The sequence below is a fragment of the Streptomyces sp. PH9007 genome (assembly GCF_059813725.1).
This window is the reverse complement of record NZ_CM187440.1, coordinates 2532158-2558540: the sequence shown is the minus strand read 5'-3', so window position 1 is coordinate 2558540 and position 26383 is coordinate 2532158. Positions and strand designations below refer to the sequence as shown.

27 protein-coding genes are annotated in these 26383 nt (G+C 72.2%); 13 read left to right on the top strand and 14 right to left on the bottom strand.

The window, feature by feature from the left end:
• The first annotated feature begins 1 nt into the window (after position 1).
• Both ACTFAP_RS11590 and nuoN read left to right on the top strand, forming a co-directional pair.
• Positions 2 to 1627, top strand: a complete 1626-nt coding sequence (locus tag ACTFAP_RS11590; RefSeq protein ID WP_495684500.1) for an NADH-quinone oxidoreductase subunit M — start codon at positions 2 to 4, stop codon at positions 1625 to 1627.
• Positions 1620 to 3224, top strand: coding sequence for an NADH-quinone oxidoreductase subunit NuoN (gene nuoN, locus ACTFAP_RS11585; RefSeq protein WP_200366439.1), 1605 nt, complete (start codon positions 1620 to 1622; stop codon positions 3222 to 3224). The genes ACTFAP_RS11590 and nuoN overlap by 8 nt, the downstream gene beginning before the upstream one ends.
• Before the next feature lie 150 nt (positions 3225 to 3374).
• Here nuoN and ACTFAP_RS11580 read toward each other — a convergent pair whose 3' ends face one another.
• The 4 genes from ACTFAP_RS11580 to fahA form a co-directional block, all read right to left on the bottom strand.
• The gene (locus tag ACTFAP_RS11580) at positions 3375 to 3920 is read right to left on the bottom strand and encodes a hypothetical protein (protein WP_500469004.1); all 546 of its coding nucleotides are present in this window, start codon (positions 3918 to 3920) and stop codon (positions 3375 to 3377) included.
• A gap of 50 nt (positions 3921 to 3970) precedes the next feature.
• Positions 3971 to 4513, bottom strand: a complete 543-nt coding sequence (locus ACTFAP_RS11575) for a hypothetical protein (protein ID WP_500469003.1) — start codon at positions 4511 to 4513, stop codon at positions 3971 to 3973.
• A 22-nt stretch (positions 4514 to 4535) separates the two neighbouring features.
• Positions 4536 to 5105, bottom strand: coding sequence for a hypothetical protein (locus tag ACTFAP_RS11570; RefSeq protein ID WP_500469002.1), 570 nt, complete (start codon positions 5103 to 5105; stop codon positions 4536 to 4538).
• Positions 5106 to 5394: 289 nt separating this feature from the next.
• Entirely contained in the window at positions 5395 to 6708 is a 1314-nt protein-coding gene (fahA, locus tag ACTFAP_RS11565; RefSeq protein WP_500469001.1) for a fumarylacetoacetase, read from the bottom strand.
• Between the two features lie 158 nt (positions 6709 to 6866).
• Here fahA and ACTFAP_RS11560 point away from each other — a divergent pair, with 158 nt between their 5' ends.
• Positions 6867 to 7877 (top strand): polyprenyl synthetase family protein, encoded by a 1011-nt coding sequence (locus ACTFAP_RS11560; protein WP_390124248.1) that lies wholly within the window; start codon positions 6867 to 6869, stop codon positions 7875 to 7877.
• A 256-nt stretch (positions 7878 to 8133) separates the two neighbouring features.
• Entirely contained in the window at positions 8134 to 9012 is an 879-nt protein-coding gene (locus ACTFAP_RS11555; RefSeq protein ID WP_495684493.1) for a sigma-E factor regulatory protein RseB domain-containing protein, read from the top strand.
• Positions 9013 to 9130: 118 nt separating this feature from the next.
• Here the strand turns inward: ACTFAP_RS11555 and ACTFAP_RS11550 are convergent, their stop codons facing one another.
• Positions 9131 to 9607 carry a VOC family protein gene (locus tag ACTFAP_RS11550; RefSeq protein ID WP_500469000.1) on the bottom strand — a complete coding sequence of 159 codons (477 nt, stop codon included), beginning with the start codon at positions 9605 to 9607 and terminating at the stop codon, positions 9131 to 9133.
• Positions 9608 to 9628: 21 nt separating this feature from the next.
• Between ACTFAP_RS11550 and ACTFAP_RS11545 the strand changes: the two genes are divergently transcribed.
• Positions 9629 to 10231 (top strand): CGNR zinc finger domain-containing protein, encoded by a 603-nt coding sequence (locus ACTFAP_RS11545; protein ID WP_500468999.1) that lies wholly within the window; start codon positions 9629 to 9631, stop codon positions 10229 to 10231.
• Between the two features lie 152 nt (positions 10232 to 10383).
• Here ACTFAP_RS11545 and ACTFAP_RS11540 read toward each other — a convergent pair whose 3' ends face one another.
• The 9 genes from ACTFAP_RS11540 to ACTFAP_RS11500 form a co-directional block, all read right to left on the bottom strand.
• Positions 10384 to 10557 (bottom strand): hypothetical protein, encoded by a 174-nt coding sequence (locus ACTFAP_RS11540; protein WP_500468998.1) that lies wholly within the window; start codon positions 10555 to 10557, stop codon positions 10384 to 10386.
• A gap of 73 nt (positions 10558 to 10630) precedes the next feature.
• Positions 10631 to 11536 carry a phosphotransferase family protein gene (locus tag ACTFAP_RS11535; RefSeq protein ID WP_500468997.1) on the bottom strand — a complete coding sequence of 302 codons (906 nt, stop codon included), beginning with the start codon at positions 11534 to 11536 and terminating at the stop codon, positions 10631 to 10633.
• A gap of 10 nt (positions 11537 to 11546) precedes the next feature.
• Positions 11547 to 12464 carry an EamA family transporter RarD gene (gene rarD, locus ACTFAP_RS11530; protein ID WP_453874557.1) on the bottom strand — a complete coding sequence of 306 codons (918 nt, stop codon included), beginning with the start codon at positions 12462 to 12464 and terminating at the stop codon, positions 11547 to 11549.
• A 129-nt stretch (positions 12465 to 12593) separates the two neighbouring features.
• Complete coding sequence (locus ACTFAP_RS11525) at positions 12594 to 13190, bottom strand: Uma2 family endonuclease (RefSeq protein WP_495684489.1); 597 nt, start codon at positions 13188 to 13190, stop codon at positions 12594 to 12596.
• A gap of 103 nt (positions 13191 to 13293) precedes the next feature.
• Complete coding sequence (locus ACTFAP_RS11520; RefSeq protein WP_500468996.1) at positions 13294 to 14379, bottom strand: 2-oxoacid:ferredoxin oxidoreductase subunit beta; 1086 nt, start codon at positions 14377 to 14379, stop codon at positions 13294 to 13296.
• Complete coding sequence (locus tag ACTFAP_RS11515; protein WP_390124238.1) at positions 14369 to 16297, bottom strand: 2-oxoacid:acceptor oxidoreductase subunit alpha; 1929 nt, start codon at positions 16295 to 16297, stop codon at positions 14369 to 14371. Before ACTFAP_RS11515 ends, ACTFAP_RS11520 begins: the two co-directional genes overlap by 11 nt.
• Positions 16298 to 16458: 161 nt before the next feature.
• A complete protein-coding gene (locus tag ACTFAP_RS11510; protein WP_030736500.1) occupies positions 16459 to 17118 on the bottom strand; it encodes a response regulator transcription factor in 660 nt (219 codons plus the stop codon).
• A gap of 68 nt (positions 17119 to 17186) precedes the next feature.
• The gene (locus ACTFAP_RS11505; RefSeq protein WP_500468995.1) at positions 17187 to 18536 is read right to left on the bottom strand and encodes a sensor histidine kinase; all 1350 of its coding nucleotides are present in this window, start codon (positions 18534 to 18536) and stop codon (positions 17187 to 17189) included.
• Positions 18533 to 19729 carry a sensor histidine kinase gene (locus ACTFAP_RS11500; protein WP_500468994.1) on the bottom strand — a complete coding sequence of 399 codons (1197 nt, stop codon included), beginning with the start codon at positions 19727 to 19729 and terminating at the stop codon, positions 18533 to 18535. The genes ACTFAP_RS11505 and ACTFAP_RS11500 overlap by 4 nt, the downstream gene beginning before the upstream one ends.
• Before the next feature lie 138 nt (positions 19730 to 19867).
• On the opposite strand from ACTFAP_RS11500, the gene ACTFAP_RS11495 reads away from it, so the two are divergent.
• From ACTFAP_RS11495 to ACTFAP_RS11460, 8 genes are read left to right on the top strand one after another with little or no spacing between them, the layout of a single operon-like run.
• Positions 19868 to 20239 (top strand): NADH-quinone oxidoreductase subunit A, encoded by a 372-nt coding sequence (locus ACTFAP_RS11495; protein WP_030736494.1) that lies wholly within the window; start codon positions 19868 to 19870, stop codon positions 20237 to 20239.
• A 35-nt stretch (positions 20240 to 20274) separates the two neighbouring features.
• Positions 20275 to 20778: an NADH-quinone oxidoreductase subunit B gene (locus ACTFAP_RS11490; protein ID WP_390124373.1), complete on the top strand. Its 504-nt coding sequence runs from the start codon at positions 20275 to 20277 to the stop codon at positions 20776 to 20778.
• Complete coding sequence (locus ACTFAP_RS11485) at positions 20775 to 22136, top strand: NADH-quinone oxidoreductase subunit C (protein ID WP_500468993.1); 1362 nt, start codon at positions 20775 to 20777, stop codon at positions 22134 to 22136. Before ACTFAP_RS11490 ends, ACTFAP_RS11485 begins: the two co-directional genes overlap by 4 nt.
• The gene (locus tag ACTFAP_RS11480) at positions 22136 to 23095 is read left to right on the top strand and encodes a complex I subunit 1/NuoH family protein (RefSeq protein ID WP_500468992.1); all 960 of its coding nucleotides are present in this window, start codon (positions 22136 to 22138) and stop codon (positions 23093 to 23095) included. Before ACTFAP_RS11485 ends, ACTFAP_RS11480 begins: the two co-directional genes overlap by 1 nt.
• Before the next feature lie 47 nt (positions 23096 to 23142).
• A complete protein-coding gene (locus ACTFAP_RS11475) occupies positions 23143 to 23619 on the top strand; it encodes a 4Fe-4S binding protein (protein ID WP_046725576.1) in 477 nt (158 codons plus the stop codon).
• Positions 23616 to 24131, top strand: coding sequence for an NADH-quinone oxidoreductase subunit J family protein (locus ACTFAP_RS11470; RefSeq protein ID WP_390124223.1), 516 nt, complete (start codon positions 23616 to 23618; stop codon positions 24129 to 24131). Before ACTFAP_RS11475 ends, ACTFAP_RS11470 begins: the two co-directional genes overlap by 4 nt.
• Positions 24131 to 24460: an NADH-quinone oxidoreductase subunit NuoK gene (gene nuoK / locus ACTFAP_RS11465; protein ID WP_030736481.1), complete on the top strand. Its 330-nt coding sequence runs from the start codon at positions 24131 to 24133 to the stop codon at positions 24458 to 24460. Before ACTFAP_RS11470 ends, nuoK begins: the two co-directional genes overlap by 1 nt.
• The gene (locus tag ACTFAP_RS11460; protein WP_500468991.1) at positions 24457 to 26373 is read left to right on the top strand and encodes an NADH-quinone oxidoreductase subunit 5 family protein; all 1917 of its coding nucleotides are present in this window, start codon (positions 24457 to 24459) and stop codon (positions 26371 to 26373) included. The genes nuoK and ACTFAP_RS11460 overlap by 4 nt, the downstream gene beginning before the upstream one ends.
• The last annotated feature ends 10 nt before the right edge of the window (positions 26374 to 26383 follow it).

The following is a 26383-nucleotide window of genomic DNA, read 5'->3' as shown; positions in this document are numbered from 1 at the left end:
GATGTCATTTCCCCTGCTGACGGCCACGGCCCTGGCCCCCGCCATCGGCGCGGTGGCCACGGCCGCGGTGCCCGCGGCGCGCCGTACCCTCGCCAAGTGGACGGCGCTGGGCTTCTCCGTGCTGACGGTGGTGTTCGCGGCGGCGGTGCTGCTGCGCTTCGACACCGGGCCCGGCGCCGACCGGTATCAGCTGACCGAATCCCTCACCTGGATCAGGGACTTCGGGGTCACCTACGAGCTGGGTGTGGACGGCATCGGTGTCGCCCTGATCGGGCTCACCGCGATCGTGATCCCGTTCCTGATCGGGGCCGGCTGGAACGACGCGGACCCGAAGGAGGGCGAGAGCCCCCAGGGCAAGCGGTGGCGGCCCACCCAGGGTTTCTTCGCGCTGATCCTGCTGGTCGAGGCCATGGTCATCATGTCCTTCGCCGCCACCGACATCTTCCTCTTCTACATCTTCTTCGAAGCCATGCTCATCCCGATGTACTTCCTCATCGGCGGCTTCGGGGACCGGGCCGGGCAGCACGACGAGGAGGGGCAGGCGCGGCAGCGTTCGTACGCCGCGGTCAAGTTCCTGCTGTACAACCTCGCCGGCGGTCTGGTGATGCTGGCGGCGGTGATCGGCCTGTGGGTGGCCACCAACGACCAGCTGGGCAACGGCACGTTCTCGCTGACGGCCATCGCGGACGCCAAGGCGGCCGGTGAGCTGACCTTCGGGACCGGCACCGAACGCTGGCTGTTCCTGGGCTTCTTCTTCGCCTTCGCCATCAAGGCCCCGCTGTGGCCGCTGCACACCTGGCTGCCGAACGCGATGGGCGAGTCGACGGCCCCGGTCGCGGTCCTCATCACGGCGGTCGTCGACAAGGTCGGCACCTTCGCGATGCTGCGGTTCTGCCTCGGCCTCTTCCCCGAGGCGAGCACCTGGGCCACCCCGGCGGTCATCGTGCTGTCGCTGGTGAGCATCGTGTACGGGGCGCTGCTGGCGCTCGGCCAGCGGGACATGAAGCGGCTGATCGCGTACGCCTCGATCTCCCACTTCGGGTTCATCGTGCTGGGCATCTTCGTGATGACCAGCCAGGGCCACTCCGGCGCCACGCTGTACATGATCAACCACGGGATCGCGACGGCCGCCCTGATGCTGGTGGCGGGCTTCCTGATCTCGCGGCGCGGCTCGCGGCTCATCGCCGACTACGGCGGGGTGCAGAAGACGGCGCCGGTGCTGGCGGGCACCTTCCTCATCGGCGGTCTCGCCACCCTGTCGCTGCCGGGTCTGGGCCCGTTCGTCAGCGAGTTCCTGGTGCTGGTGGGCACGTTCAGCCGGTACAAGGCGGCCGGGATCATCGCCACGGTGGGCATCGTGCTCGCGGCGCTGTACGTCCTGGTGCTGTACCAGCGGACCATGACCGGCCCCGTGAAGCCCGGCCTGGAGAAGCTGCCCGACCTGCGGATGCGGGAACTGGCGGTGGTGGCCCCGCTGATCGCGCTGCTGATCTTCCTCGGGGTGTACCCGAAACCGGTCACCGATCTCGTGAACCCAGCTGTCGAACACACGCTGTCGGACGTCAACAAGACCGATCCGCAGCCGGACGTGACCGTGACCGAAGCGGAGGGCGCCTCCCATGAATGATCTCCAGGCTCCTTCGATCGAATGGCTGGCGCTGCTGCCGAGCCTGATCGTGTTCGGCGTCGCCGTCATCGGGGTGCTGATCGAGGCGTTCGCGCCACGGTCGGCCCGCTACGGGACGCAACTGGTGCTCACCACCCTCGGGTTCGCCGCGGCGTTCGCCGCGGTGGTGGGCCTGGCGGCGGGCGGGCACGCCACGGACAAGGCGCAGATCGCGGGCATGGGCTCGCTGGCGGTGGACGGGCCCGCGCTGTTCCTCCAGGGTGTGATCCTGCTGGTGGGGCTGCTGTCGGTGTTCCTGTTCGCGGAGCGGCGTCTCGAACCGGCCAAGCACGGCGCCCCGGTGGACTCGTTCGCCGCGCAGGCGGCGGCGGTACCGGGCGGTGAGGCCGAGCAGGAGGCCGTGCGGGCCGGGCACATGACCACCGAGATCTTCCCGCTGCTGCTGTTCGCGGTCGGCGGCATGCTGCTCTTCCCGGCGGCCAACGATCTGCTGGTGCTGTTCATCGCGCTCGAAGTGCTGTCGCTGCCGCTGTACCTGCTGTGCGCGCTCGCGCGCCGCAAGCGGCTGCTGTCGCAGGAGGCGGCGGTCAAGTACTTCCTGCTGGGCGCGTTCGCCTCCGCGTTCCTGCTGTTCGGCATCGCGCTGCTGTACGGGTACGCCGGGACCGTCACCTACGCCGGGATCGCCGAGGTCATCGGCGGGGCGCCCGCCGCCCTCGACCCGGGGCTCGCCTCAACGATGGGCAACGACGCGCTGCTGCTGATCGGCGGTGCGCTGGTGGTGATGGGCCTGCTGTTCAAGGTCGGCGCGGTGCCCTTCCACATGTGGACCCCGGACGTGTACCAGGGCGCCCCGACCCCGGTGACCGGCTTCATGGCGGCGGCGACCAAGGTGGCGGCGTTCGGCGCGCTGCTGCGGCTGCTGTACGTGGCGCTGGACGGCACCCGGTGGGACTGGGAGCCGGTGCTGTGGGGCGTGGCCATCGCGTCGATGGTGGCCGGTGCGGTCATCGCCATCACCCAGACCGACGTGAAGCGGCTGCTGGCGTACTCCTCGATCGCGCACGCCGGGTTCATCCTGGCGGGTGTGGTGGCGGTCAGCGAGGACGGCGTGTCCTCGGTGCTGTTCTACCTGGCGGCGTACTCGTTCGTGACGCTCGGCGCCTTCGCCGTGGTCACGCTGGTGCGGGACGCGGGCGGCGAGGCCACGCATCTGTCGAAGTGGGCCGGTCTCGGTCGGCGTTCGCCGCTGCTGGCCGGAGTGTTCGCGCTGTTCCTGCTGGCCTTCGCGGGCATTCCGCTGACCTCCGGGTTCGCCGGGAAGTTCGCGGTGTTCCGGGCGGCGGCGGACGCCGGGGCGATGGGCCTGGTCATCACGGGTGTGGCGGCGTCGGCGATCGCGGCGTTCTTCTACGTACGGGTGATCGTGCTGATGTTCTTCAGCGAGCCGAAGGCCGACGGCCCCTCGGTGGTGATCCCGAGCCCGCTGACCTCCTCGGTGGTGGGTCTGGCGGCGGTGGTCACGCTGGTGCTGGGCATCGCGCCGCAGTACTTCCTGGATCTGGCCGGTCAGGCCGGGGTGTTCGTGCTGCGGTAGGCCGCACGTTCGTGCTCACGCGGCGGTGGCCGCCCCGGACTCCGGGGCGGCCACCGTGCGTTCCGGGCGGTTTCCCGCTGCGTGGTGCGACGTACATGGCCCGGGCCCCCTGGTGGGGCTCCGGGCCATGACGTGCTGCCTGGGGTGCCGTCAGCTGTCGGGCGTCAGGTCCAGATCCAGACCGAGTTCCAGGTCCTCCAGATCGGGCACCTCGGACAGGTCCGGGATCAGGTTCTCCAGATCCTGGAGGTCCTCCGCCCGCTCGTAGACGTGCGTCTCGCCAGAGGACCAGGAGACCGTCAGCGTCCCGCCGTCGAGATGGACGGCGCCGGGACCGAGGTCCCGGCAGTCCTCCATGGCGAGATGACCGGCCGCGAAGGCACCCGTGCAGGTGCGCTCCTCGGCCAGGTCCGAGAAGGACACCAGCCCGCTCATGACGACCATGAAGCTGTCGTCGGGCTCGTAGCCGGTGATCCAGGTGCCCTCGAGGTCGGCGGCGGTCAGGCGGGTGTCCCCGGACGGGGTGTCACCGTCGGCGTCGCCCGCGTCGTCACCGGGCTGCTCGCCGCGGCCGTTGTCGCCGGAGGCGTCGCTGCCCCTGTCCTCGGACCCGCCGCTGTCGCCGCCGCAGCCGGCCAGGAGCAGGGCCGCCGCCGCGACGGCGGCGGGCACCGCCAGTCGTCCTGCCTTACGCATGGATCCCCCCCGTCGATCACGTGGATGCGGCCGTTTCTCACCCGGCCGGGTCAGAAGTCGAGCTCGAAGCCACCCATGTCGCCACCCAGGTCACCGAGGTCGAGGTCGAGGTCCTCAAGGCCCGGGATCTTGTTGTAGGTCTCGGTGGTGCCACTGGACCAGGCGACCTGGAGCGTGTCGCCGTCCAGGGCCAGGGTGCCCTCGGTGAAGTCGGAGCCCAGCAGGCACTCCAGGGTCACGGTGCCGTCGGTGACGGTCCCGCTGCACAGGTCCGCCTCCTCCCCGCTGAGCGGCACGGCCATGGTGGCCTCGTCGGCGGAGAAGATCAGGGTGTTGGCCTCCTCGCCGGACAGGTCGGCGGTCCACCAGCCCTCGAGCTCCGCCGCGCTGGGCGCCTCGCCGGCCGGGGCGTCGTCCGTGGCCGTGTCGTCCGCCGCGTCGTCGGCCGCGTCGTCGCCACCGCCGGTGGTGGACTCCTGCTGGGAGTCGTTGCCCTTGGCGTCGTCGTCCTTGGAGTCGCTGCCGCACCCGGTCAGGATGAGCGCCGCCGCGGCTATCGCGGCGGGAGCGGCGAGTCGTACTGCCTTACGCATGAGAGATTCTCCTCGGGGTGGATCAGAATTCGAGTGCGGCGTCGAGCAGGGCTTCGAGGCTCGTGGCGTCGGTGAACTCGGCGCCCGCGAGGGCCTCTTCGAAGCCGAGCCCCTCGATCTTGGTGAAGCTCTCGGTGGTCCCGTCGGCCCAGACGACGTTGAGGGCGTCGCCTTCGAGGGCGAGCGTGCCGTCGGTCCAGCTGCCGCCGTCGACGCAGTCGAGGGACAGCGTGCCGTCGCTCGCCGTGCCGAAGCACTCGTCGGCCTTCTCGGTTCCGGTGGGCGCGTAGGCCGTGGAACCGGTGTCACTGAACATGAAGATCGCGGACTCGTCGCCCTCGGCCACGATGCCCCACATGCCCAGGAGGTCCTCACCCGTGGGTGTGTCACCGGCAGGCGACTCGGCGTCGGCGTCGGCGTCCGTGCCGTCGTCCGTGTCCGTCTCGGTGTCGCCGCCGGTGGTGGACTCCTGCTGGGAGTCGCTGCCCTTGGCGTCGTCGTCCGTGGAGTCGCTGTCGCCGCTGCACCCGGTCAGGATCAGGGCGGCCGCCGCGATCGCCGCGGGAGCGGCCAACCGTACTGCCTTGCGCATGTGTTCCCCTCATGCAGTGATGTGAGGGCACTTTATCCGGAGCCAACGACAGTCCCGACGAAAAGGGGCACGATCATCGCATCGGTTACGCACCTATTGCGGTGGCGATTCCGCCCCGATACCTCGGGGCCGGTCCGGTGCCGGGGCCGAAGACCGCGCCGTCCGGACCGGGTTGACCCCGGCCCCCGTCTTGGCGCACGGCCGGCCATCCCGCCGGGCCCCGTACGTGACGCGGTCGCCGTGCGACCGGCCAGGCGGGCCGGACCGCACGACGTACCACCGGGTACGGCTACGCGCCGCCGCCGTCCGGGGCGGCGGCGGGCGGTGCCCCCCGGGTCGGCTCGATCCGGCCGGTGACTTCGCCCAGGCCGATCCTGCTGCCCCCGGGCCCCGGCGCCCAGGCGCTGAGCGTCACCTCGTCGCCGTCCGCCAGGAAGGTGCGCTCGCCGCCCGCGCCGGCCGGCAGCCGCAGCGGCTCGGCGCCGCTCCAGGTCAGTTCGAGCAACGAGCCCCGCTCGCCCCGCTCGGGCCCCGAGACGGTGCCGGAGGCGTACAGGTCGCCGGTGCGCAGGCTCGCGCCGTTCGCGGTGAGATGGGCCAGCTGCTGGGCGGCCGTCCAGTACATGGACGAGAACGACGGCTCGCTGATGAGTTCGCCGTTCAGGCGGACCGACAGCCGCAGGTCGTACCCCTGCGGCTCGGCGCCGGGGCCCGTGTCGTCCAGGTACGGGAGCAGCGGGTGGCTGCGCGGCGGCGGGGTCACCGCGGCGTGCTCCAGGGCCTCCAGCGGCGTGATCCAGGGCGAGAGCGAGGTCGCGAAGGACTTGCCGAGGAACGGGCCCAGCGGCACGTACTCCCAGGCCTGGATGTCGCGCGCGGACCAGTCGTTGAGCAGCGCCAGACCGAAGACGTGGTCGCGGAAGGCGGACCTGGGCACCGGCTCGCCCGGCGTGGACGGGGTGCCGACGACGAAACCGACCTCCGCCTCGATGTCCAGGCGGCGGCTGGGGCCGAAGTCGGGGGCGGCGGCGCCCGGCGGCCTGCGCTGGCCCGAGGGGCGGACCACCGGCGTGCCGGAGACCACGACCGTACCGGCGCGGCCGTGGTAACCGATCGGCAGATGCTTCCAGTTGGGGGTGAGCGGCTCGCCGTCCGGGCGGAACATCCGGCCGACGTTGGCGGCGTGGTGTTCGCTGGCGTAGAAGTCGACATAATCGGCCACCTCGAAGGGGAGGTGGAAGACCGGGGCGGGGGATTCAGCGGCCGGGTGGAGGGGGAGAAGCAGCGGGGAAACGGTTTCCCGGTGCGCCGGGTTGCCGAGCCAGTCGCGCAGGGCGGCGCGTACGGACTGCCACACCGGCCGTCCGGCGGCCAGCAGCGGGCCCAGGGAGGGGGCCTGGAGCAGCGGGGTGTGGGGTGAGCCGAGGGCGCGGGCGGCCGCGCCGGCGTCCAGGACGTGGTCGCCGTACCGGACTCCGATCCGGCGCCGGGTGGGATCGCCCGGGGCGCCGGGGGTGCCCGGGCCGCCGGGGGAGCCGGGCGTGCTGAACACTCCGTACGGCAAGTTGTCGAGACCGAAGAGATCCTGGGGAGTGACGGCCATGCGGTGCCTCGCCTTCGAGGTCGTCGGTTACGGGGCGGGAACAGCGTATGCCGGGTCGCTTGACGGGTACGCGCCGCTGATGGGGATGTGCCCGTGGTGATCCTTTGGTGACCGGCTACGCTGCCCAGGGACATGGCAACGGAGACAGGAGAACGCTCGTGACCGTCGTAGGTCCGTTCGGGGTGAGCGTGCGGGACCAGGCTCTGGAAGTGGACGTCCAGGCCGGTCTGGCGGCTGTCGAGGCGGGTCTGATAGAGGCCACGAAGAGCGATGTCCCCTTCATCACGGAGGCCGCGCAGCATCTGGTGCGCGCCGGGGGCAAGCGCTTCCGGCCGCTGCTGGTGATGCTCGCCGCGCGGTTCGGGGATCCGTACGCGCCGGGGGTCGTGCCGGCCGCGGTCGTGGTGGAGCTGACGCATCTGGCGACGCTGTACCACGACGACATCATGGACGAGGCGGAGGTACGGCGCGGGGTGCCCAGCGCCAACGCCCGCTGGGACAACTCGGTGGCGGTGCTGACCGGGGACTTCCTCTTCTCCCGGGCGTCCACGATGGTGGCCGACCTGGGGCCCGCGGCGGTCCGGATCCAGGCCGAGGCGTTCGAGCGCCTGGTGACGGGGCAGTTGCAGGAGACGGCGGGGCCCGGCAAGGGCGAGGACCCGGTGGCCCACTACCTGGACGTGATCGCCGGGAAGACCGGGTCGCTGATCGCGGTGGCCGGGCGCTTCGGGGCGATGATGTCCGGCGCCGACGAGGACGTGGTGGACGTGGTCACGCAGTTCGGCGAACGGATCGGGGTCGCCTTCCAGCTGGCGGACGATGTCCTCGACATCGCCAGCGACGGGGGTGAGTCGGGGAAGACGCCGGGCACCGATCTGCGCGAGGGCGTGCCGACGATGCCGGTGCTGCGGCTGCGGGAGATGGCCGAGCAGGGCGGTGCGGCGGAGGACCGGCGGCTGTGCGAGCTGATCGCCGGTGACCTGAGCGACGACGCGCGGCTGGCGGAGGCGCTGGCCGGGCTGCGGGCGCATCCGGCGCTGGAGGCGGCGAAACGCGACACGCTGCGGTTCGCGGACGAGGCGCGAAGATGCCTGGCGCCGCTGCCCGAGGGGCCGGCGAAGGCGTCGATGGCCGCGCTGTGCGATCTGGTCGCGGACCGTACGCGGTAGGGCCGTTGCGGCGGTGACACGAGGAAGGGGCGGTGCGTGTGCACCGCCCCTTCCTCATGTCCGCGTGTCCCGGAGACCACGTGGGGAGAACCCTTACGGGTTTCGTACTCCGCAGGCCGGGCGGTCTACTCCGCGGGGAGGAGACGGGAGCCTCCCGGCGAAGGATGTCCAAAGGCCGTCCGGCTGGTGCAATTGAGATTGCTTGGGGTGACGGGGGACCGAAGGCCGTTCGCGGACAGATGGGGATGAGAGTGACATGGGACTGAACGCGCGCATCCGCCGGGTGGGACTGCCGGTGGCCGTGGTGGTGGGAGCCGCCGCGATCGGGGCGGGTGTGTGGCCGGCGATCGCCAGTGACGGGGCACCGGACCTGCCCGACGTCTCGGCCGAGGAACTGCTGGTGCGGATCGCGGAGTCCGACACGACGCAACTGTCCGGCACGGTACGGGTGCAGGCCGATCTGGGGTTCTCGGGGGTCGCGGAGCTGGCCCGCGGCCTGGACGGCCCCGCGGGGCGGCTCGCCGATCTGGCGGGCGGCACCAGCACGCTGCGGATCGCCGTGGACGGCCCGGACAGGCAGCGGCTGGCGCTGGTGGAGGGCACCTCGGACCGCTTCGCGCTGATTCACCGCGGCCAGGAGGTCTGGGCGTACGACAGCGACAGCAACATCGCCTACCGGGCCGAGGTTCCGCTGGACGCGGAGCGCGGGGAGCCGGGGGCGGACGAGCTGGGGGTGGCGCCGCAGGTGACCCCGCAGGCGGCGGTGGAGCAGCTGCTGGAGCGGGCCGGTGAGGTCGCCGACGTCTCGGTGGACGGCACGGCGCGGGTGGCGGGGCGCAGCGCCTACCAGCTGCTGGTGGAGCCGAAGGACGAGGTGGGTGGCTCGGTGGAGTCGGCCCGGATCTCGGTGGACGCGGAGACGGGGGTGCCGCTGGCGGTGACGATGGTGGGTTCCGACGGGCCGCTGGTGGACCTGGCGTTCTCCCAGATCACCTACGGGCAGCCGTCGGGCGGCAGCTTCGACTTCACCCCGCCGCAGGACGCGACGGTGGTGGACATAGCGGCCGGTGATCCGCTTCCCGGGCTGCTGCCGGACGCGGTGCCGGACTTCCTGGCGGAGCTGCCGGCCCACTGACGGGCCGGTGCGGTCCGGCCCGAAGTGGCCGGGGCGGGAGGCCGGGCCGGGGCACGACGCGCCGGGGGCCAGTCGGCCCGGCACTGACGGGCCGGGCGGGTCAGGTGGGCCGGGCGGGTCAGGCGGCGCAGAAGACGTTGCCCTCGGGGTCGGTCATGACCCACCAGTGGCCGGCCATGCCCTGGTCGACCTCACGGACGCGGGTGGCGCCCAGGGCTTCGAGGCGCTCGACGAGTTCGGTGAGGTGGCCGCGCTCGCCGTGAACGTCGATGTGCAGCCGGTTCTTGCCGCTGTGCGCGCCGCCCTCGGGCACGTTCTGGAACAGGATGCGGTGGCCCTGGCCGATGCCGGTCGCCGGGTCGTACGGCTCGTCGGGGTGCCGGACGGCGGCGAAGGCGGCCCAGACACGGCGGCCGTGGTGCTCGGTGAGCGCGTCCTCGTCGATGTGCCCGGCGGCCAGCAGGCCGTCGATGAGGGTGCTGTGGTCCTCGACGGTGTAGCCGAGCGCGCCCGCCCAGAAGTCGGCCAGCCGGTGGGCGTCGGCCGTGTCGATGACGAGTTTCCAGTGGAGCGCGGGTGTCGCTGCTGCGGTCATGTAACTCGTTATACTGGTTACATGGCTGGCACGGCAACTCACCACGGGATTCCGCTGCGCTCGGGTTCCGGACTGTCCTACCGGTTCGACCCCGGGGCACTGGGCTTCGAACTGCTGCCCACCGGCGGGCCGGACTGGATGGCGCGCTACGAAGTGCTGCACACCCCCGAGGACCTGCGCCGCTGGGTGGGCCAGAGCCGCCTGGACCCCACTCCGGAGCCGGAGATCGGCGCCGAGGACATCCAGGCCGCCCGGGCCCTGCGGGACGCGCTGTGGCGCATCGGGCTCGCCCGGGTCGCGGGGGAGCGGCCCGCCGACGCCGATCTCGCCACCCTGAACGCGGCGGCGGCGCGCCCGCCCCTGGTGCCACTGATCGGCCCGGACGGCGCGGCGGGCTGGGCGGCACCGGCCACCGGCGAGCAGGTGCTCTCGACGGTCGCCCGGGACGCGATTGCGGTCCTCACCGGCCCCTACGCGGACCGGATCCGGATCTGTTCGGGAGACAACTGCGCGCTGATGTACGTGGACACCTCACGGCCCGGACGGCGCCGCTGGTGCGCGATGGAGAACTGCGGCAACCGCCACAAGGTCCGGGCCCACCGCGCCCGCCAGAGCGGCGAGTAGCGCCCACGACGGCGGTCGCAGGACCGCCCCCGAGCGGTTCCGGCCCCCGCCTCCGCTCCCGCTCCCGCTCCCGCTCCCGCTCCCGCCTCCGTCCTCGTGCCGGTTCCGGTCCCGTGTGCGTCCCGGTTTCGGTTACGGTGCCGTGCCGGCTGTCAGCCGGTTGCTCCGGCCGATGGCGTCTCCTCGTCGGGCAGCGGGTGCCCGGGCTCCGGCGGCGCGAGCGCTCGGCCGCACACGGCGTGCGTCCAGTGCACCTCGTCCACGCTCGCGTCGAACCCCCGGCCGGGCCCCCGCCCCGGCCGCCCCACCGGAGCACGCTGTGTCATGGCTCGCCCGCCTCTCTGGTCGGTGTCCGAGAGGGGAATGCCCCGTGCGGGGCCCGGACATGCCCATGACGCCCTAGCCGGAGAGCAGACCGTCCAGGTAGTCCTCCAGGCGGGCCTGGAGGAGGGGCGGGGTGAGGTCGGTGCGGCCCAGGGTGCGCCAGGGGGTGGCGACCTTCTCCGCGTCCGGCGCGTAGGCCAGCGCGTCCAGCAGCCGCCAGTAGCGGCGGTCCGCCGCGTCGGCGGACAGGGCGCCGCCGGCCCGCTCGTAGTGTCCGGGGAACGCCAGCCCCGCCGCCGGGCCGTGCAGCAGGGCCAGGGCGGTGGCGCAGTGCGCCACGTCCAGGTCGGCCGGACCCCAGGAGGTCTCCACCCAGTCGACGACGCCGCTGACGGTGTCCCCGTCGAGGAGCACATTGCCCGGGTGGAAGTCCCGGTGCAGGAACAGTGCCCGGTGCGGCGGCGGTTCGCGGTCGATGGCCGCGATCGCGTGCTCCCACAGGCCGGGGCGGCCGGTGTCCTCGGGGCGGCGCACCCGGGCGGGGGTGGTCCACGGCTGGTACGTGCGGGGCCGGTCCGCCGCCGCGACCGGGAGCCGGTGGATGCGGGCCAGCTGGCCGGCCAGTACGGCGGCGCGGGCGTCCGCGCCCTCGTCGCTGACCCGGACGGAGCCGGGCAGCAGCGTCATCAGCAGCGAGGGGTGCGCGCAGTGCTCGGCGGTCGCGTCCACCGCGAGCAGCCGGGCGGCCGGGATGTCCGTACCGGCCAGCAGCCGCAGGACGTTCGCCTCCCGGGTGAGCAGGCCCTCCGCGTGCCGCAGGAAGAACGCGTCGGTGAAGGTGCGCAGCACCAGGCCGCGCCCCGCGGTGGTGGTCAGCCGGCGGATCTCGGAGGTCCAGCCGCCGGCCAGCGGCGCCACCGCCTCGATCCGTTCGCCGTCCGCCAGCTGACGTTCCACCCACTGCCTGGTGCGTTCCCGCATGACCCGCAGACTAGCGGGGGACGGGCGCGGCGGTCTCGGCCGGTGCGGGGGTGTGGGCGGCCACGGTGCGGCGGGTGCGGCGGGCGGTGCGCAGCGCGTCGACCGTCAGCACGCACAGCGCGGCCCAGATCAGCAGGAAGCCGGCCCAGCGCTCGGGCGGCATCTCCTCCTGGAAGACGGTGAGGCCGAGCAGGAACATCATGGTGGGCGCGATGTACTGCATCAGTCCGACGGTGGACAGCGGCAGCCGGACGGCGGCGGCGCCGAAGAAGATCAGCGGCAGGGCGGTGGCCACCCCGCTGGCGACCAGCAGCAGGGCCTGCCCCGGACCGTCGGCGGTGAAGCTGGAGTCGCCGCGCGCGGTGAGGTAGACGAGGTACCCGATGGCGGGCAGGAACTGGAAGGCGGTGTCGGCGCTGAAGCCCTGCACCCCGTCCAGGGCGGTCTGCTTCTTCACCAGGCCGTAGGCGGCGAAGGAGAGGCTGAGCGTCAGCGCGATCCACGGGACCTGGCCGTAGGCGAGGGACATCACGAGCACGGAGGTCATGCCGATGCCGACCGCCACCCACTGGAGGCGGCGCAGCCGTTCGCCCAGCAGCAGCACGCCGGCGGCGATCGACAGCAGCGGGTTGATGAAGTAGCCGAGGGAGGATTCCAGGACCCGGTCGTTGGCGATGGCCCAGATGAACAGGCCCCAGTTGACCGAGATCAGCGAGGCGGACAGGGCCACCATCGCCAGGCGCTTGGGCTGCCGCAGCAGCTGGGGTATCCAGGCCCAGCTGCGGACGACCGCGAGGATGATCAGCACCGTCGGCAGCGACCACACGATGCGGTGGGACAGGATCTCGAAGGCCCCGAGGTCCTCCAGCAGCCGCCAGTACAACGGCAGCAGCCCCCACATGCCGAAGGCCGCGAACCCGAACGCCATTCCGGCCCGGCCGCCGCCCGCCCCTGAACCCACCGCTGCCTCCTTGTGATGCTGTCAACCTCGCAAGAAGGTAGCGCCTGGGTGGGCCGTTGTCATTCCCGTACGGACCTATTGGTCCTGTCGCGTTGGTTACGCCAGGCGCGAGAGATCGATGTCGATCGCGAACGGAACACCCAGCTTGAGCTGATCGTGGTGGATGCCGGTGAGCAGATACGTCCTGGTCGCCGGGTCGGCCTCGTAGACATAGACGGCCGTCTGGCCCGACTTCTTGTCGCGCTCCACCCGCCAGAAGTGCGGAATGCCCGCCGCCGCGTACTTCCTGGGCTTCACCTCGCGGTCCCGCTTGAGGGAATCGGCCGAGACGACCTCAATGGCCAGCACCACGTCCTCGGGCAGGAACGAGGTCTGCTCGGGGTCGGTGTAGGCAGTCGCCTTCACCGCCATGACATCCGGCTCCGGGCGATCGCGCTTGCCCAGGGTGACGGTCATCTCCCTGAAGATCTCCAGCTCGTGGGGAGCCAGTCGCAGCAGCTCGTTCTCCAGAAGTCGCATGGCCTTGGAGTGGAAGGCGGTCTGCGGACTCATCATGACAAGGCTCCCGTCGATCAGCTCCGTGTGGGGAGGCAGATTCGGCAGCCGGTCCAGGTCGTCGGCGGTGTAGCCGCCCACCGGGGGGCGCGGCCAGTCGTACTCGGGCTCGTGCTCGACATTCATCACTGCTCCCATGAGCCAGATCCTCGCCGACGAATCCAGCGTACGCGCCAAAAACGACCATCTCCCACTCGAACGTGCGAGCGGGAGATGGTCGGGTTGACGGATGGGGTGGAGATCAGCCCGCCACGGTCCAGGTGTCGTTGCCCTGGAGCAGCGCGGACAGATCGCCCTTGCCCTTGCGGTTGACCGCCTCGTCCAGCTGGTCCGCCATCAGGTCGTCGTACACCGGACGCCGCACGCTGCGCAGCACCCCGATCGGGGTGTGGTGCAGGGTGTCCGGGTCGGCCAGCCGGGACAGCGCGAACGCCGTCGTCGGCGAGGTGGAGTGCGCGTCGTGGACCAGCACCCGGGAGACGTTCTCCGGCGTGATCTCCGCGACCTCCATGTCGCCCGTCTCCTGGTTGCGGAAGACGCCCTGGGTGCCCAGGCCGTCCTCGCCCGGCAGGCCGAAGCGGATCGGCTCGCCGTGCTCCAGGCGGATGACCGCCTCCTGCGCCCGCTGCTTGTCCTTCAGCGCCTCGAACGCACCGTCGTTGAAGATGTTGCAGTTCTGGTAGATCTCGATCAGCGCCGAGCCCTTGTGCTCCGCCGCCGCCCGCAGCACCGAGGTGAGGTGCTTGCGGTCCGAGTCCACCGTCCGCGCCACGAACGACGCCTCCGCGCCCAGCGCCAGCGACACCGGGTTGAACGGGGTGTCGAGCGAGCCCATCGGGCTGGACTTGGTGATCTTCCCGCCCTCGGAGGTCGGGCTGTACTGGCCCTTCGTCAGACCGTAGATCCGGTTGTTGAACAGCAGGATCTTCAGGTTGACGTTGCGCCGCAGCGCGTGGATCAGGTGGTTGCCGCCGATCGACAGCGCGTCGCCGTCGCCCGTGACCACCCACACCGACAGGTCCCGCCGCGAGGTCGCCAGGCCGGTCGCGATCGCCGGGGCGCGCCCGTGGATGGAGTGCATCCCGTAGGTGTTCATGTAGTACGGGAAGCGGCTGGAGCAGCCGATGCCGGAGATGAAGGCGATGTTCTCCTTGGCCAGGCCCAGCTCGGGCATGAAGCCCTGCACGGCCGCCAGCACCGCGTAGTCACCGCAGCCGGGGCACCAGCGGACCTCCTGGTCCGACTTGAAGTCCTTCATCGACTGCTTGGCGCCGGCCTTGGGCACCAGCGACAGCGCGTCGATCACGGGAAGAGCCTCAGTGGTCATCGGAGGGGCCCCTTTCGGCGTCCTGGATGGCGTTCGCGAGCTGCTCCGCCTTGAACGGCAGCCCCGTCACCTGCGTGATGGACTCGACATCGACCAGATACCGGGCGCGCAGCAGCGAGGCCAGCTGGCCCAGGTTCATCTCGGGGACGACCACCCGGTCGTAGCCGGCCAGCACCTGGCCCAGGTTCGCCGGGAACGGGTTCAGGTTCCGCAGGTGCGCCTGCGCCACCGTGCCGCCCGCGCGGCGGATGCGCCGCACGGCGGCCGTGATCGGCCCGTACGTCGAACCCCAGCCCAGCACCAGCGTCCGCGCGTCCGCGTCCGGGTCGTCGACCTCCAGCAGCGGGACGTCGATCCCGTCGATCTTCGCCTGCCGGGTGCGCACCATGAACTCGTGGTTGCTCGGCGAGTACGAGATGTTGCCCGTGCCGTCCTGCTTCTCGATGCCGCCGATGCGGTGTTCGAGGCCCGGGGTGCCGGGGATCGCCCACGGGCGCGCCAGCGTCTCGGGGTCACGCTTGTACGGCCAGAAGACCTCGTTGCCGTCCTCCAGCGTGTGGTTCGGCCCGGTGGCGAACGACACCCGCAGGTCGGGCAGTTCGGAGACCTCCGGGACCCGCCACGGCTCGGAGCCGTTGGCCAGGTAGCCGTCGGAGAGCAGGAAGACCGGCGTGCGGTACGTCAGCGCGATCCGCACCGCGTCCAGCGCCGCCGTGAAGCAGTCCGCCGGGGTCGCCGGGGCCACGATCGGCACCGGGGCCTCGCCGTTGCGCCCGTACATCGCCTGGAGCAGGTCCGCCTGCTCGGTCTTGGTGGGCAGCCCGGTGGAGGGGCCGCCGCGCTGGATGTCCACGATCAGCAGCGGCAGTTCGAGCGAGACGGCCAGGCCGATCGTCTCGGCCTTCAGCGCCACCCCGGGGCCCGAGGTGGTGGTGACGCCCAGCGCCCCGCCGAAGGCCGCGCCCAGCGCCGCGCCGATGCCGGCGATCTCGTCCTCCGCCTGGAAGGTACGGATGCCGAAGTTCTTGTGGCGGCTCAGCTCGTGCAGGATGTCCGAGGCCGGGGTGATCGGGTACGAGCCCAGGTACAGCGGCAGTTCGGACTGCTGGGCGGCGGCGATCAGGCCGTACGACAGCGCCAGGTTGCCGGAGATGTTGCGGTACGTACCGGCCGGGAACGCCGAGGTGGCCGGGGCGACCTCGTAGGAGACCGCGAAGTCCTCGGTGGTCTCGCCGAAGTTCCAGCCGGCGCGGAAGGCCGTGATGTTGGCCTCGGCGATTTCCGGGCGCTTGGCGAACTTCGCCCGCAGGAACGCCTCGGTGCCCTCGGTCGGCCGGTGGTACATCCACGACAGCAGCCCGAGCGCGAACATGTTCTTGGAGCGGCCGGCTTCCTTGCGGGTCAGCTCGAAGCCCTTGAGCGCCTCGACCGTCAGGGTCGTCAGCGGCACCTGGTGGACGCTGTAGCCCTCCAGGGAGCCGTCCTCCAGCGGATTGCTGTCATAGCCGACCTTGAGCATCGCCCGGCCGCCGAATTCGTCGGTGTTGACGATGATCTCGGCGCCGCGCGGCACGTCCGCGATATTGGCCTTGAGAGCCGCCGGATTCATCGCCACCAGGACATTCGGGGCATCGCCCGGGGTGAGGATGTCATGATCGGCGAAATGCACCTGGAACGAGGACACCCCGGGGAGAGTCCCGGCGGGGGCGCGGATCTCGGCGGGAAAGTTCGGCAGCGTGGACAGGTCGTTCCCGAAGGAAGCCGTCTCGGAGGTGAAACGGTCGCCCGTCAGCTGCATGCCATCGCCGGAGTCGCCCGCGAAGCGGATGATCACCCGGTCCAGGCGCTTCACTTCCTTGGCATCAGCGCTGCCGCGCTCCTGGCCGGACTGATCGACCTGATCGACCTGGCTGGTCACTGCTTGTAGCCCTCCTTGAGGCGGCCCTTGTCAGCCATCGTACGTGGGTAAGGATCGCCTTACTGAAGCTGATCACATCATGGACGGCGGGCCTGCCCGACCCGCACCCCGTTCAAAGGGTGTCCTGTGATCCCCCTCCCCACTCCAGCGTCGCAAGTCCGCTACGAATTCAGATAGGTCAGAACTGCCAGAACCCGACGGTGATCTGTGTCACTCTGTGCCAAACCGAGCTTCATGAAGATATTGCTCACATGCTTTTCTACCGCACCGTGGCTGACCACCAGGGCGGCCGCGATCGCCGAGTTCGTCCGCCCCTCCGCCATCAGACCTAGGACCTCGCGCTCGCGCGGAGTGAGCGCCGCCAGCACGTCCTGCTTGCGGCTGCGGCCCAGCAGCTGGGCCACCACCTCGGGGTCCAGCGCGGTGCCACCCCGGGCCACCCGCGCGACCGCCTCGGCGAACTCGCTCACATCCGCCACCCGGTCCTTCAGCAGATAGCCGACCCCGCGGCTGGACCCGGCGATCAGCTCGGTCGCGTACTCCTCCTCCACATACTGCGAAAGTACGAGGACCCCCAGTTCCGGGAAATCGGCCCGCAACCGCACCGCCGCCCGCACCCCCTCGTCGGTGTGCGTGGGCGGCATCCGCACATCGGCCACCACCACGTCCGGCAGCTCGCCGCGGGCGGCGAGTTCACGCACCACGGCCACCAGCGCCTCCCCGTCACCGACCCCGGCGACCACCTCGTGCTCCCGGTCGGTCAGCAACCGGGTCAGCCCCTCCCGCAGCAGCACCGAATCCTCGGCGATGACCACCCGCACAAGCTCTCCCCGTTCCCGCTGACGTACCCCGATGACCGGCCCTGCCCGGCCCGGCCGGGTTCAGGATCTCATCGGTCGCGCCAGGGCAGCTCGGCCGTGACGGTGGTCGGGCCGCCGGGCGGGGAGCTGATGGCGAGCTGTCCGTCCACGGCGGCGAGGCGTTCGGCCAGGCCGGCGAGTCCGGAGCCGGCGGTGGTGTCCGCGCCGCCGTGCCCGTCGTCGGTGACCTGGAGCAGCAGCCGGTCCTGCGCGGTGCGCCACGCCTCCAGCCGCGCGCGCGAGGCGCCGCTGTGCTTGCTGACGTTCTGCAGCAGCTCGGAGGCGGTGAAGTACGCGATCCCCTCGATCGCCTGCGCGGGCCGCACCGGCAGCTCCACCTCCACCGCCACCGGGACGGTGCAGCGGGAGGCGACGGCGGACAGCGCCGGGCCAAGACCCCGGTCGGTGAGGATCGCCGGATGGATGCCGCGCGCCAGGTCCCGCAGCTCGGCCAGCGCCAGCTTCACCTCGCCGTGCGCCTCCTCCACCATGCGGGCCGCGGCCTGCGGGTCCGAGGCCAGCTTCTCCTTCGCCATGCCCAGATCCATGGCGAGCGAGACCAGCCGGGCCTGCGCCCCGTCGTGCAGATCGCGCTCGATACGGCGCAGATCGGCCGCGGAGGTGTCCACGACGACCGAACGGTCCGACTCCAGCCGCCGCACCCGTTCCCCGGCGGCGGACGGGCCCAGCAGCCCCGTCACCAGCAGCCGGTCGACATGCGCCAGGCCGCGGATGAGCAGCCCCGCCCCGTACAGGACCAGCGCCCCCAGCAGCACGACCACGACGAAATCCGGCGGACTGTCCCACACCCAGCCGCCGCCCACGCCGTCGAGATGGACGCCCATCGGCTCGGACACCGCCCACTGCCACAGCGGGTAGGTGACGCCGGCCCAGCCGAACGTCCACAGGAACGTCACCGCGCAGAAGGTGAACAGCGCCCACGGGGCGTGCACCAGGGAGTAGGCGGCGGTGCGCCACGAAACGCCGCTGCGCAGCATCGCGCCGACCCAGGCCAGCGGTCCCCGGGCGCCGGGGCGCAGCCGCAGCGGCTCGGGCTCGGCGACATCGGAGTGCAGCAGGAGACGGGCGCGCAGCCGTTCCAGGTGGCCGTAGCCGCGCAGCGCGAACAGGACGAGGGCCAGCAGCGGCACGCCGACCAGGGTGACGAGCAGGGCGCCGCTGACCGCGAAGCCGCAGACGGCGAAGAGGGCGGCGGCGAGGGAGAGCGGGAAGTTGAGCAGCAGGTGCAGGCCCTCGCGCCACGTGCGGGCGGCGACGGGCAGCAGCCAGGGGTTGCCGGAGGGCTGACCGGCCGGGTGGGTGGCCAGCGGGGCGGCAGGGTGCGGGGCCGGAGGGGCGGTGGGCCGGGCGGCGGTCATGAGGTCGGTCCTTCGCTGGGAGTGCGGTCGCGCCAGGGCAGCTCGGCCGTCACGGTGGTCGGGCCGCCGGGCGGGGAGCTGATGGCGAGCTGTCCGTCCACGGCGGCGAGGCGTTCGGCCAGGCCGGCGAGCCCTGAGCCGGCGGTGGTGTCCGCGCCGCCGTGCCCGTCGTCGGTGACCTGGAGCAGCAGCCGGTCCTCCGTACGCCACAGGGCGACCTCGGCGTGCCGGGCGCGGCTGTGCTTGCTGACGTTCTGGAGCAGCTCGGAGACCGTGAAGTAGCCGATGCCCTCGATGGCCGGGGCCGGGCGCACCGTGAGCGCGTCCTCCACGGTGACCGGGACGGTGCAGCGGGAGGCGACGGCGGACAGCGCCGGACCAAGACCCCGGTCGGTGAGGATCGCCGGATGGATGCCGCGCGCGAGATCGCGCAGCTCGGCCAGCGCCAGCTTCACCTCGCCGTGCGCCTCCTCCACCATGCGGGCGGCGTCGTCCGGGGAGCTGAGCAGCTTCTCCCTGGCGAGGCCGAGGTCCATGGCGAGCGAGACGAGGCGGGCCTGCGCCCCGTCGTGCAGATCGCGCTCGATACGGCGCAGATCGGCGGCGGAGGCGTCCAGCACGGTGGCCCGGTCCGACTCCAGCTCGGCGATCCGCCGCTCCAGGCCGTCGGACGGTGCGAGCAGGGCCCGTACCAGCGCCCGGTCCACGTGGCTCGCGCCGCGCGCCAGCCACGGCAGCAGTGGCCACAGCAGGAAGAAGCAGGGGAAGAACGCGGCGAAGGTGAACAGCCCCCACACCAGCCGCACCGGGAAGAAGAGGGCGGTGCGCCAGCCCACCGGGTCCTTGAGGGTGTTCCACAGCCAGCCGAAGAAGCCGGCGCCCCGGTAGGTGGCGGCCAGCGGGCTCGGCTCCTCGATGGGCAGGTCCAGCAGGGCCCTGGCGCGGGCCCGCTCGGCGCGGCCCAGCAGCCGGACCCCGGTCAGTCCGGCGGCCAGGAACGGCAGCCCGACCACCGTGAGCGAGAGCAGGGCGGCGGCGACGATCCACACCATGACGTAGCAGAAGGCCAGCAGATCCAGCGGCCAGCTGGTGGTGAGATAGGCCAGTTCGCGCCAGGTCTGTGCGCCGAGCGCCGGGCGCGGGCGCGGTAGCGCCGCGGTGGGGCCGGCGGGGGTCGTGGTGCCGCTCGTCATGCGTCAAGACTGCCGGGTGGGGCCGGACGGGACCATGGGGGTCGTCGGTGGACCGCGGTAGGGCTACCCCCACCTTTCCGCTACCCCCTAGACTCCCGTGCTGACAGATCACCGGGCGCGCCGGAGGGGCAGGCAACCGTGCCGGAATACTTCCACGGCTACGCGGTCGTGGGCCTTGTCGCGGTGGTCGGTGCCGTCTTCGTGGCGGTGGCCTTCACCGCCGGGCGGCTGCTGCGCCCCGTGGTGCCCACCCCCGAGAAGCTCATGGTGTACGAGTGCGGGGTGGACCCGGTCGGCGAGGGCTGGGCGCACACCCAGGTGCGGTACTACATCTACGCCTTCCTGTACGTGATCTTCGCGGTGGACGCGATCTTCCTCTTCCCCTGGGCGACGGTCTTCGCGGGCGAGGGCTTCGGCGGTACGACGCTGGTGGAGATGTTCGTCTTCCTCGGCTTTTTGACGGTGGGCCTGCTGTACGCGTGGAAGAAGGGGGTCCTGACGTGGACGTGAAACTCGGTGCCCTGGCCCGGCTGGCTCCCGAGCCGATGAAGGTGGTGCTCAACTGGGGCCGCCGGTACAGCCTGTGGGTCTTCAACTTCGGACTGGCCTGCTGCGCGATCGAGTTCATCGCGGCGTCCATGTCGCGGCACGACTTCATCCGGCTGGGCGTCATCCCCTTCGCGCCGGGCCCCCGGCAGGCGGACCTGATGGTGGTCTCCGGGACGGTGACCGACAAGATGGCGCCCGCGGTGAAGCGGCTGTACGAGCAGATGCCGGAACCGAAGTACGTGATCTCCTTCGGCGCCTGCTCCAACTGCGGCGGCCCCTACTGGGACTCGTACTCCGTGACGAAGGGCGTGGACCAGATCATCCCCGTCGACGTGTACGTACCCGGCTGCCCGCCGCGGCCGGAGGCGCTGCTCCAGGGCATCCTGAAGCTCCAGGAGAAGATCGCCGAGGAGTCGACGGCGCAGCGGTACGGGGCGCGGCCCGCCGCCGCCCCGCGGGCGTCGGCGGCGGAACTGACCAGCGGGCTGGTCAACCGGTGACGTCCGAGGAGTCCGGGGAGCTCGGAGAGTTCGGAGAGTTCGGGGAGGGCGCCACCGAGTCGGTGGCCTACGGGCTGCGGACCGTCGACGTGCCCGCGGAGCGGTGGCTCGCCGCGCTGGCGATCGCGCGCGACGAGCTGGGCTGCACGTTCTTCGACTGGCTGAGCGCGGTCGACGAGGGCGCGGACGGCTTCCGGGTGTGCGCGCACGTGGTCGCGCTGGGCGCGCCGCCGCGCGGGGTGCTGATCCGGACGCTGGTGGGCCGGGAGGCGCCGTCGCTGCCGAGCGCGACGGAAGTGTACGCGGGCGCGGCGTGGCACGAGCGCGAGACGCGGGAGATGTTCGGGGTGGACTTCCCCGGCCACCCCGGGCTGGCGCCGCTGCTGCTGCCGGACAGCTTCGAGGGCCACCCGCTGCGCAAGGACTTCGTCCTGGCGGCGCGGGTGGCCAAGGCGTGGCCGGGCGCGAAGGAGCCCGGCGAGTCGGGCCACGGCGCCCCCAAGCGCCGCCAGACCCTGCCCCCGGGCGTCCCCGATCCGAACGAGTGGGGCCCGCAGAAGGGCCAGCTCCCGCCGGCGCCGTCCCGGCCCGCGCGGGGACCGCGCCGGGGCCCGGCCCAGGACGGCGAGGAGGGCGCCGCCGCGCGCCCGCCCCGCCGCACCCGTACGGCGGGCGGCGGCTCGGCGAGCCAGCGGCCGGCCGCCGGCGACAGCCCGGGCGAGGGCGGCGCGGCACCGGAGGCTCCGCGCCCGCCGCGCCGCTCGCGGTCGGCGTCGGCCGGCTCGGCGAGCCAGCGCGAGCCGGGGGCCACCGAGGGCCCGGCGGCCGACGCTCCGCCGCCGGAGGCACCCCGTGGGCCGCGCCGGTCGCGGTCGGCGAGTGACGGTTCGGCGAGCCAGCGCGAGCCGGAGGCCCCGTCGCCGGACGCTCCGCGCCCGCCGCGCCGGTCGCGCTCCGCGTCCGACGGCTCCGCGAGCCAGCGCGAGCCGGGAACGCCGCAGGGGCCGGCGGAGGAGGGCCCCGCGGCCACGTCGCCCCGCCCGGAGAACGGCGGCGGCTCCGCGACGCGGCGGGGCGCCACCCGTGGCGGCGACGCGCCGTGGCACAACCCGGAGCCCGCCTTCCCCGACACCCCCCGCAGCAGCCCTGACGACGGCCGTGACGACCCCGCCGCCCCCGCCCCCGACGACGGCGGCCGGCCACCGGAGACGGCGGACGGGACCGAGCCCCCGCGGGCGCGTGGCGGGGGTCAGGACAGCGCTCGGCGGGCGCGTACCTCTTCCGATCAGGAACAGCCCCCGGCCGAGCAACAGCAGGAGCAGGAGAACCGGAACCGGGACGAGGAAGGGGACGGCTGATGGATGTGCTGGACGTCGCCGTCCGCGTGGCGGCCGTGTTCGTCGCCTTCCTCGTCCTCCCGCTGCTCGTGGGGCAGCTGGAGCACAAGGTGATGGCCCACATGCAGGGCCGGGTCGGCCCCATGCACGCGGGCGGCTTCCACGGCTGGGCGCAACTCGTCGCGGACGGCGTGAAGTTCGTCCAGAAGGAGGACACCGTCCCGGACGGTGCCGACCGCCGGATCTTCCAGCTTGCGCCCGCCGTCGCCCTGATCCCGTACCTGGTCGTCCTCGTCGCCATCCCGCTCGGCCCCGATGGAGCAGTCGGGCAGGTCATCGACGCCGGCATCTTCTTCGTCCTCGCCGTCCTCGGCGTCGGCATCCTCGGCTCGCTCATGGGCGGCTGGGCCTCCGCCAACAAGTACTCGCTGCTCGGCGCCCTGCGCACCGCCGCCCAGCTGATGGCCTACGAGCTGCCGCTGCTGCTGGCCGCCGCCTCCGTCGTGATGGCCGCCGGCACGCTCTCGCTCACCGGCATCCTCGCCGCCTTCCACTGGTGGTGGGTGCCCTGGCAACTGCTGGGCGCGTTCGTCTTCTTCACCGCCGGGATGGCCGAGCTCCAGCGCCCGCCGTTCGACGCCCCGATCGCGCCCGAGGAGATCATCTTCGGCGCGTACACCGAGTACTCCGGGCTGCGCTTCGCGCTGTTCCTGCTCGCCGAGTACGCGGGCATCGTCGTCATCTCGGCGCTGACCGCCGTTCTCTTCCTCGGCGGCTGGCACGGCCCGCTCAGCGACTCGCTCGGCTGGCTGTGGATGCTGCTGAAGACCGCCGCCCTCAGCTTCGTCGTCATCTGGGCGCGCGTCGCCTGGCCCCGGCTGCGCGCGGACCAGATCCAGAAGTTCGCGTGGACGGTCCTCGTCCCGCTCGCCCTGGCGCAGCTCGCGCTCACCGGCGTCATCAAGGTGGTGATCTCTTGAGTTACGGATCCGGTCTCGCGAAGGGGCTGGCGATCACGCTGCGCACCATGACCCGGCGTTCGGTCACCCAGCACTACCCGGAGGTGCAGCCCGAACTGCCGCCGCGCAGCCGGGGCGTGATCGCGCTGTTCGAGGAGAACTGCACGGTGTGCATGCTGTGCGCCCGCGAGTGCCCCGACTGGTGCATCTACATCGACTCGCACAAGGAGACGATCCCGGCGGCGGCCCCCGGCGGGCGGGAGCGCAGCCGCAACGTCCTGGACCGGTTCGCGATCGACTTCTCGCTGTGCATGTACTGCGGCATCTGCGTGGAGGTGTGCCCGTTCGACGCGCTGTTCTGGTCGCCGGAGTTCGAGTACGCGGAGACCGACATCCGTGAGCTGACGCACGAACGCGACCGGCTGCGCGAGTGGATGTGGACGGTGCCCGAGCCGCCGCCGCTGACCGAGGCCGCCGAGGAGCCGAAGGAGATCGCCGCCGCCCGCAAGGCCGCCGAACGGCAGAGCGGGGGCCCGGCCTCGTGAACCTCCTGGAGGTGATCTTCCTCCTCGTCTCGGTCGTCGTCCTCGGCGCCGCCGTGCTGTGCGTGACGAGCACCCGGCTGGTGCGGGCCGCGCTGTGGCTGGTGGTGGCCCTGGGCGGCCTCGCCGTCCAGTACCTGCTGCTCACCGCCGAGTTCGTCGCCTGGGTGCAGGTGCTGATCTACCTCGGCTCGGTCGTCGTCCTGCTGCTGTTCGGCCTGATGCTGACGAAGGCGCCGATCGGCCCCTCCCCGGACGCCGACTCCGGCAACCGCCCCGTCGCGCTGACCGTCGCCGGGGCATCCGCCGTCGCCCTGGTGGTGCTGGTCGCGGACGCGTTCCGGGGCGAGGTGATCGACGTGGAGACCCCGCACGGCCGCACCGACGCCATCGGCGACAGCCTCTTCTCGCACTGGGTGCTGCCCTTCGAGGCGCTGTCCGTCCTGCTGCTCGCCGCGCTGGTCGGGGCGATCGTCGTCTCCCGTACCCGCCAGGACCAGGAGGAGCGCCGCTGATGGAACTCCACCTGCTCTACCCGGCGCTCGTCGCCGTCCTGCTGTTCTGCGTGGGTCTGTACGGGGTGCTGGCGCGCCGCAACGCGATCCTCGTCCTCATGTCGGTCGAACTGATGCTCGCCGCCGTCATGCTCAACATGGTCGCCTTCGACGTCTGGCTGCGCGACACCCTGCACTCCGGGCAGGTGTTCACCCTCTTCCTCATCGCTCTCGCCGCCGCCGAGATCGGCATCGGCCTCGCCATCGTGCTGCTCGTCTACCGCAACCGCGGCGTCTCCTCCGTTGACCGGTTGCGCGAAACGGGGGAGCGCCGGGAGAAGGCCCAGTGACCGTTACGACCGCCGCTGTCCTCGTACCGCTGCTGCCCGCCCTGGCCGCCGCGCTGATCTTCCTCACCGGGCGCCGCGCCCCGGGCTTCGTCCAGCCGCTCGCCGTGCTGCCCACCCTCGCCGCCGCCGGGCTCGCCGTCTTCGTGGCGGTGCGGCAGGGCGGCGAGGAACCCCTGACGGCCGCGCACCGGCTCGCCCCCACCGGCAACGACAACCTGCCCATCGAACTCGCGCTGCGCCTGGACGGGTTCGCCGTGCTGGTGGCCGTCCTGGTGGCGGTGGTCGCCACCTGCGTCCAGCTGTACTCCACGGGCTATCTGCGCGGCGACCGGCGCTACCCCTCCTACGCCGCGCTCGTCTCGCTGTTCACCTCGGCGATGCTGCTGGTCGTCTACACCGACGACCTGATCGTCCTGCTCGTCGGCTGGGAAGTCATGGGCATCTGCTCGTACTTCCTCGTCGGCCACTACTGGGAGACCGGCGCCGCCCGCGCCGCCTCCCTCAAGGCGTTCCTGGTCACCAAGCTCGGCGACGTGCCGTTCCTCATCGGCATCCTGGCGCTCGCCTCGGACGCCGGCACCTTCCGCATCTCCACCATCGTCGCCCGGCTCACCTCCTCCCTGTCCTCCTTCGAGCTGAGCCACCCCACCCTCATCGCGCTGCTCCTGCTGGCCGGCGTCGCGGGCAAATCCGCGCAGGTCCCGCTGCACACCTGGCTGCCGGACGCCATGGCGGGCCCCACCCCGGCCTCCGCGCTGATCCACGCCGCCACGATGGTGGCCGCCGGGGTGTACTTCATCGCCCGGCTGCTCCCGGTGTTCACCGCCTCCGCCGCCGCGCTGATCGTCCTCGCCGTCCTCGCCGCGCTCACCATGACCGGCTCGGCGCTGGCCGCCCTCGCCCAGGACGACATCAAACGGATACTGGCCTACTCCACCATCGGCCAGCTCGGCCTGATGACGGGCGCGCTGGCCGTCGCCCACCGCGAGGCGGCCGTCTTCCACCTCCTCACCCACGGCGCGTTCAAGGCCCTCCTCTTCCTGGCCGCCGGCGTCATCATCCACACCGCGGGCACCGGCTCGCTGCGCGCCCTGTCCCGGCTGCGCGGCCTCAAGGAACGCGCCCCCGACGCGTACTGGACGATGACCATCGGGCTGCTCGCGCTCGCCGCGATCCCGCCGTTCTCCGGCTTCTTCTCCAAGGAGGCCGTGATAGGCGCGGCCGAACACGCCGCCCTCGACAGCGGCTCCGGCTCCGCCTCCGTCGCCGGCTGGATCGTGCTGGTCGCCGCCCTGCTGACCGCGCTGCTCACCGCCGCCTACGCCGCCCGGCTGTGGCTGGTCGCCTTCCACGATCCGGTGCATGCCCGCCCCGAACCCCTGCCGGCCGCCGCCGTCCACGAGGACTCCACGCCGGTCATGACCACCGTCCTGTGGCTGCTCGCGGTCCCCGCGCTGCTCCTGGGCCTCACCTACCGGGCGCTGCCCGACTGGCTGGACGGCGGCTCGCTCGCCCCCACCCTCACCACCTCGGTGCTGGCCACCGCCGCCGCCCTCACCGGCGGTCTGATCATGTACGCGGGCTGGCGGCGGGCGTACGAGGCGGACGCCGCCGTCGACCCAGGACCCGCCCTGCTGGGCCCGCTGTTCGCCCCCGCCGGGGCCGGCTTCGGCCTGGACACCGCCTACCGGACCGTGTTCGTCCGCCCCACCCGGGCCGCCGCCACGCTCGTGCGGTTCCTGGACCGCACCGTCATCGACACCTACGTACGCGGCGCCGCCACCGCCCCCGGGCTGCTGGGCACGCTCACCCGCCGCGCCCAGACCGGCAACGTCCAGACCTACCTGGCCGCCCTGATCGGCGGCGCCCTGGTGCTCGCCGTCGCCGCCGTACTCGTCGCCGCCGGAGGGTGAGCCCACTACC

Coding starts and splice junctions, on each gene's coding strand:
- ACTFAP_RS11590 (WP_495684500.1), top strand. CDS start 2: ATGTCATTTCCCCTGCTGACGGCCACGGCCCTGGCCCCCGCCATCGGC.
- nuoN (WP_200366439.1), top strand. CDS start 1,620: ATGAATGATCTCCAGGCTCCTTCGATCGAATGGCTGGCGCTGCTGCCG.
- ACTFAP_RS11580 (WP_500469004.1), bottom strand. CDS start 3,920: ATGCGTAAGGCAGGACGACTGGCGGTGCCCGCCGCCGTCGCGGCGGCG.
- ACTFAP_RS11575 (WP_500469003.1), bottom strand. CDS start 4,513: ATGCGTAAGGCAGTACGACTCGCCGCTCCCGCCGCGATAGCCGCGGCG.
- ACTFAP_RS11570 (WP_500469002.1), bottom strand. CDS start 5,105: ATGCGCAAGGCAGTACGGTTGGCCGCTCCCGCGGCGATCGCGGCGGCC.
- fahA (WP_500469001.1), bottom strand. CDS start 6,708: ATGGCCGTCACTCCCCAGGATCTCTTCGGTCTCGACAACTTGCCGTAC.
- ACTFAP_RS11555 (WP_495684493.1), top strand. CDS start 8,134: ATGGGACTGAACGCGCGCATCCGCCGGGTGGGACTGCCGGTGGCCGTG.
- ACTFAP_RS11550 (WP_500469000.1), bottom strand. CDS start 9,607: ATGACCGCAGCAGCGACACCCGCGCTCCACTGGAAACTCGTCATCGAC.
- ACTFAP_RS11545 (WP_500468999.1), top strand. CDS start 9,629: ATGGCTGGCACGGCAACTCACCACGGGATTCCGCTGCGCTCGGGTTCC.
- ACTFAP_RS11540 (WP_500468998.1), bottom strand. CDS start 10,557: ATGACACAGCGTGCTCCGGTGGGGCGGCCGGGGCGGGGGCCCGGCCGG.
- ACTFAP_RS11535 (WP_500468997.1), bottom strand. CDS start 11,536: ATGCGGGAACGCACCAGGCAGTGGGTGGAACGTCAGCTGGCGGACGGC.
- rarD (WP_453874557.1), bottom strand. CDS start 12,464: ATGGCGTTCGGGTTCGCGGCCTTCGGCATGTGGGGGCTGCTGCCGTTG.
- ACTFAP_RS11525 (WP_495684489.1), bottom strand. CDS start 13,190: ATGGGAGCAGTGATGAATGTCGAGCACGAGCCCGAGTACGACTGGCCG.
- ACTFAP_RS11520 (WP_500468996.1), bottom strand. CDS start 14,379: ATGACCACTGAGGCTCTTCCCGTGATCGACGCGCTGTCGCTGGTGCCC.
- ACTFAP_RS11505 (WP_500468995.1), bottom strand. CDS start 18,536: ATGACCGCCGCCCGGCCCACCGCCCCTCCGGCCCCGCACCCTGCCGCC.
- ACTFAP_RS11500 (WP_500468994.1), bottom strand. CDS start 19,729: ATGACGAGCGGCACCACGACCCCCGCCGGCCCCACCGCGGCGCTACCG.
- ACTFAP_RS11490 (WP_390124373.1), top strand. CDS start 20,275: ATGAAGGTGGTGCTCAACTGGGGCCGCCGGTACAGCCTGTGGGTCTTC.
- ACTFAP_RS11480 (WP_500468992.1), top strand. CDS start 22,136: ATGGATGTGCTGGACGTCGCCGTCCGCGTGGCGGCCGTGTTCGTCGCC.
- ACTFAP_RS11475 (WP_046725576.1), top strand. CDS start 23,143: ATGACCCGGCGTTCGGTCACCCAGCACTACCCGGAGGTGCAGCCCGAA.
- nuoK (WP_030736481.1), top strand. CDS start 24,131: ATGGAACTCCACCTGCTCTACCCGGCGCTCGTCGCCGTCCTGCTGTTC.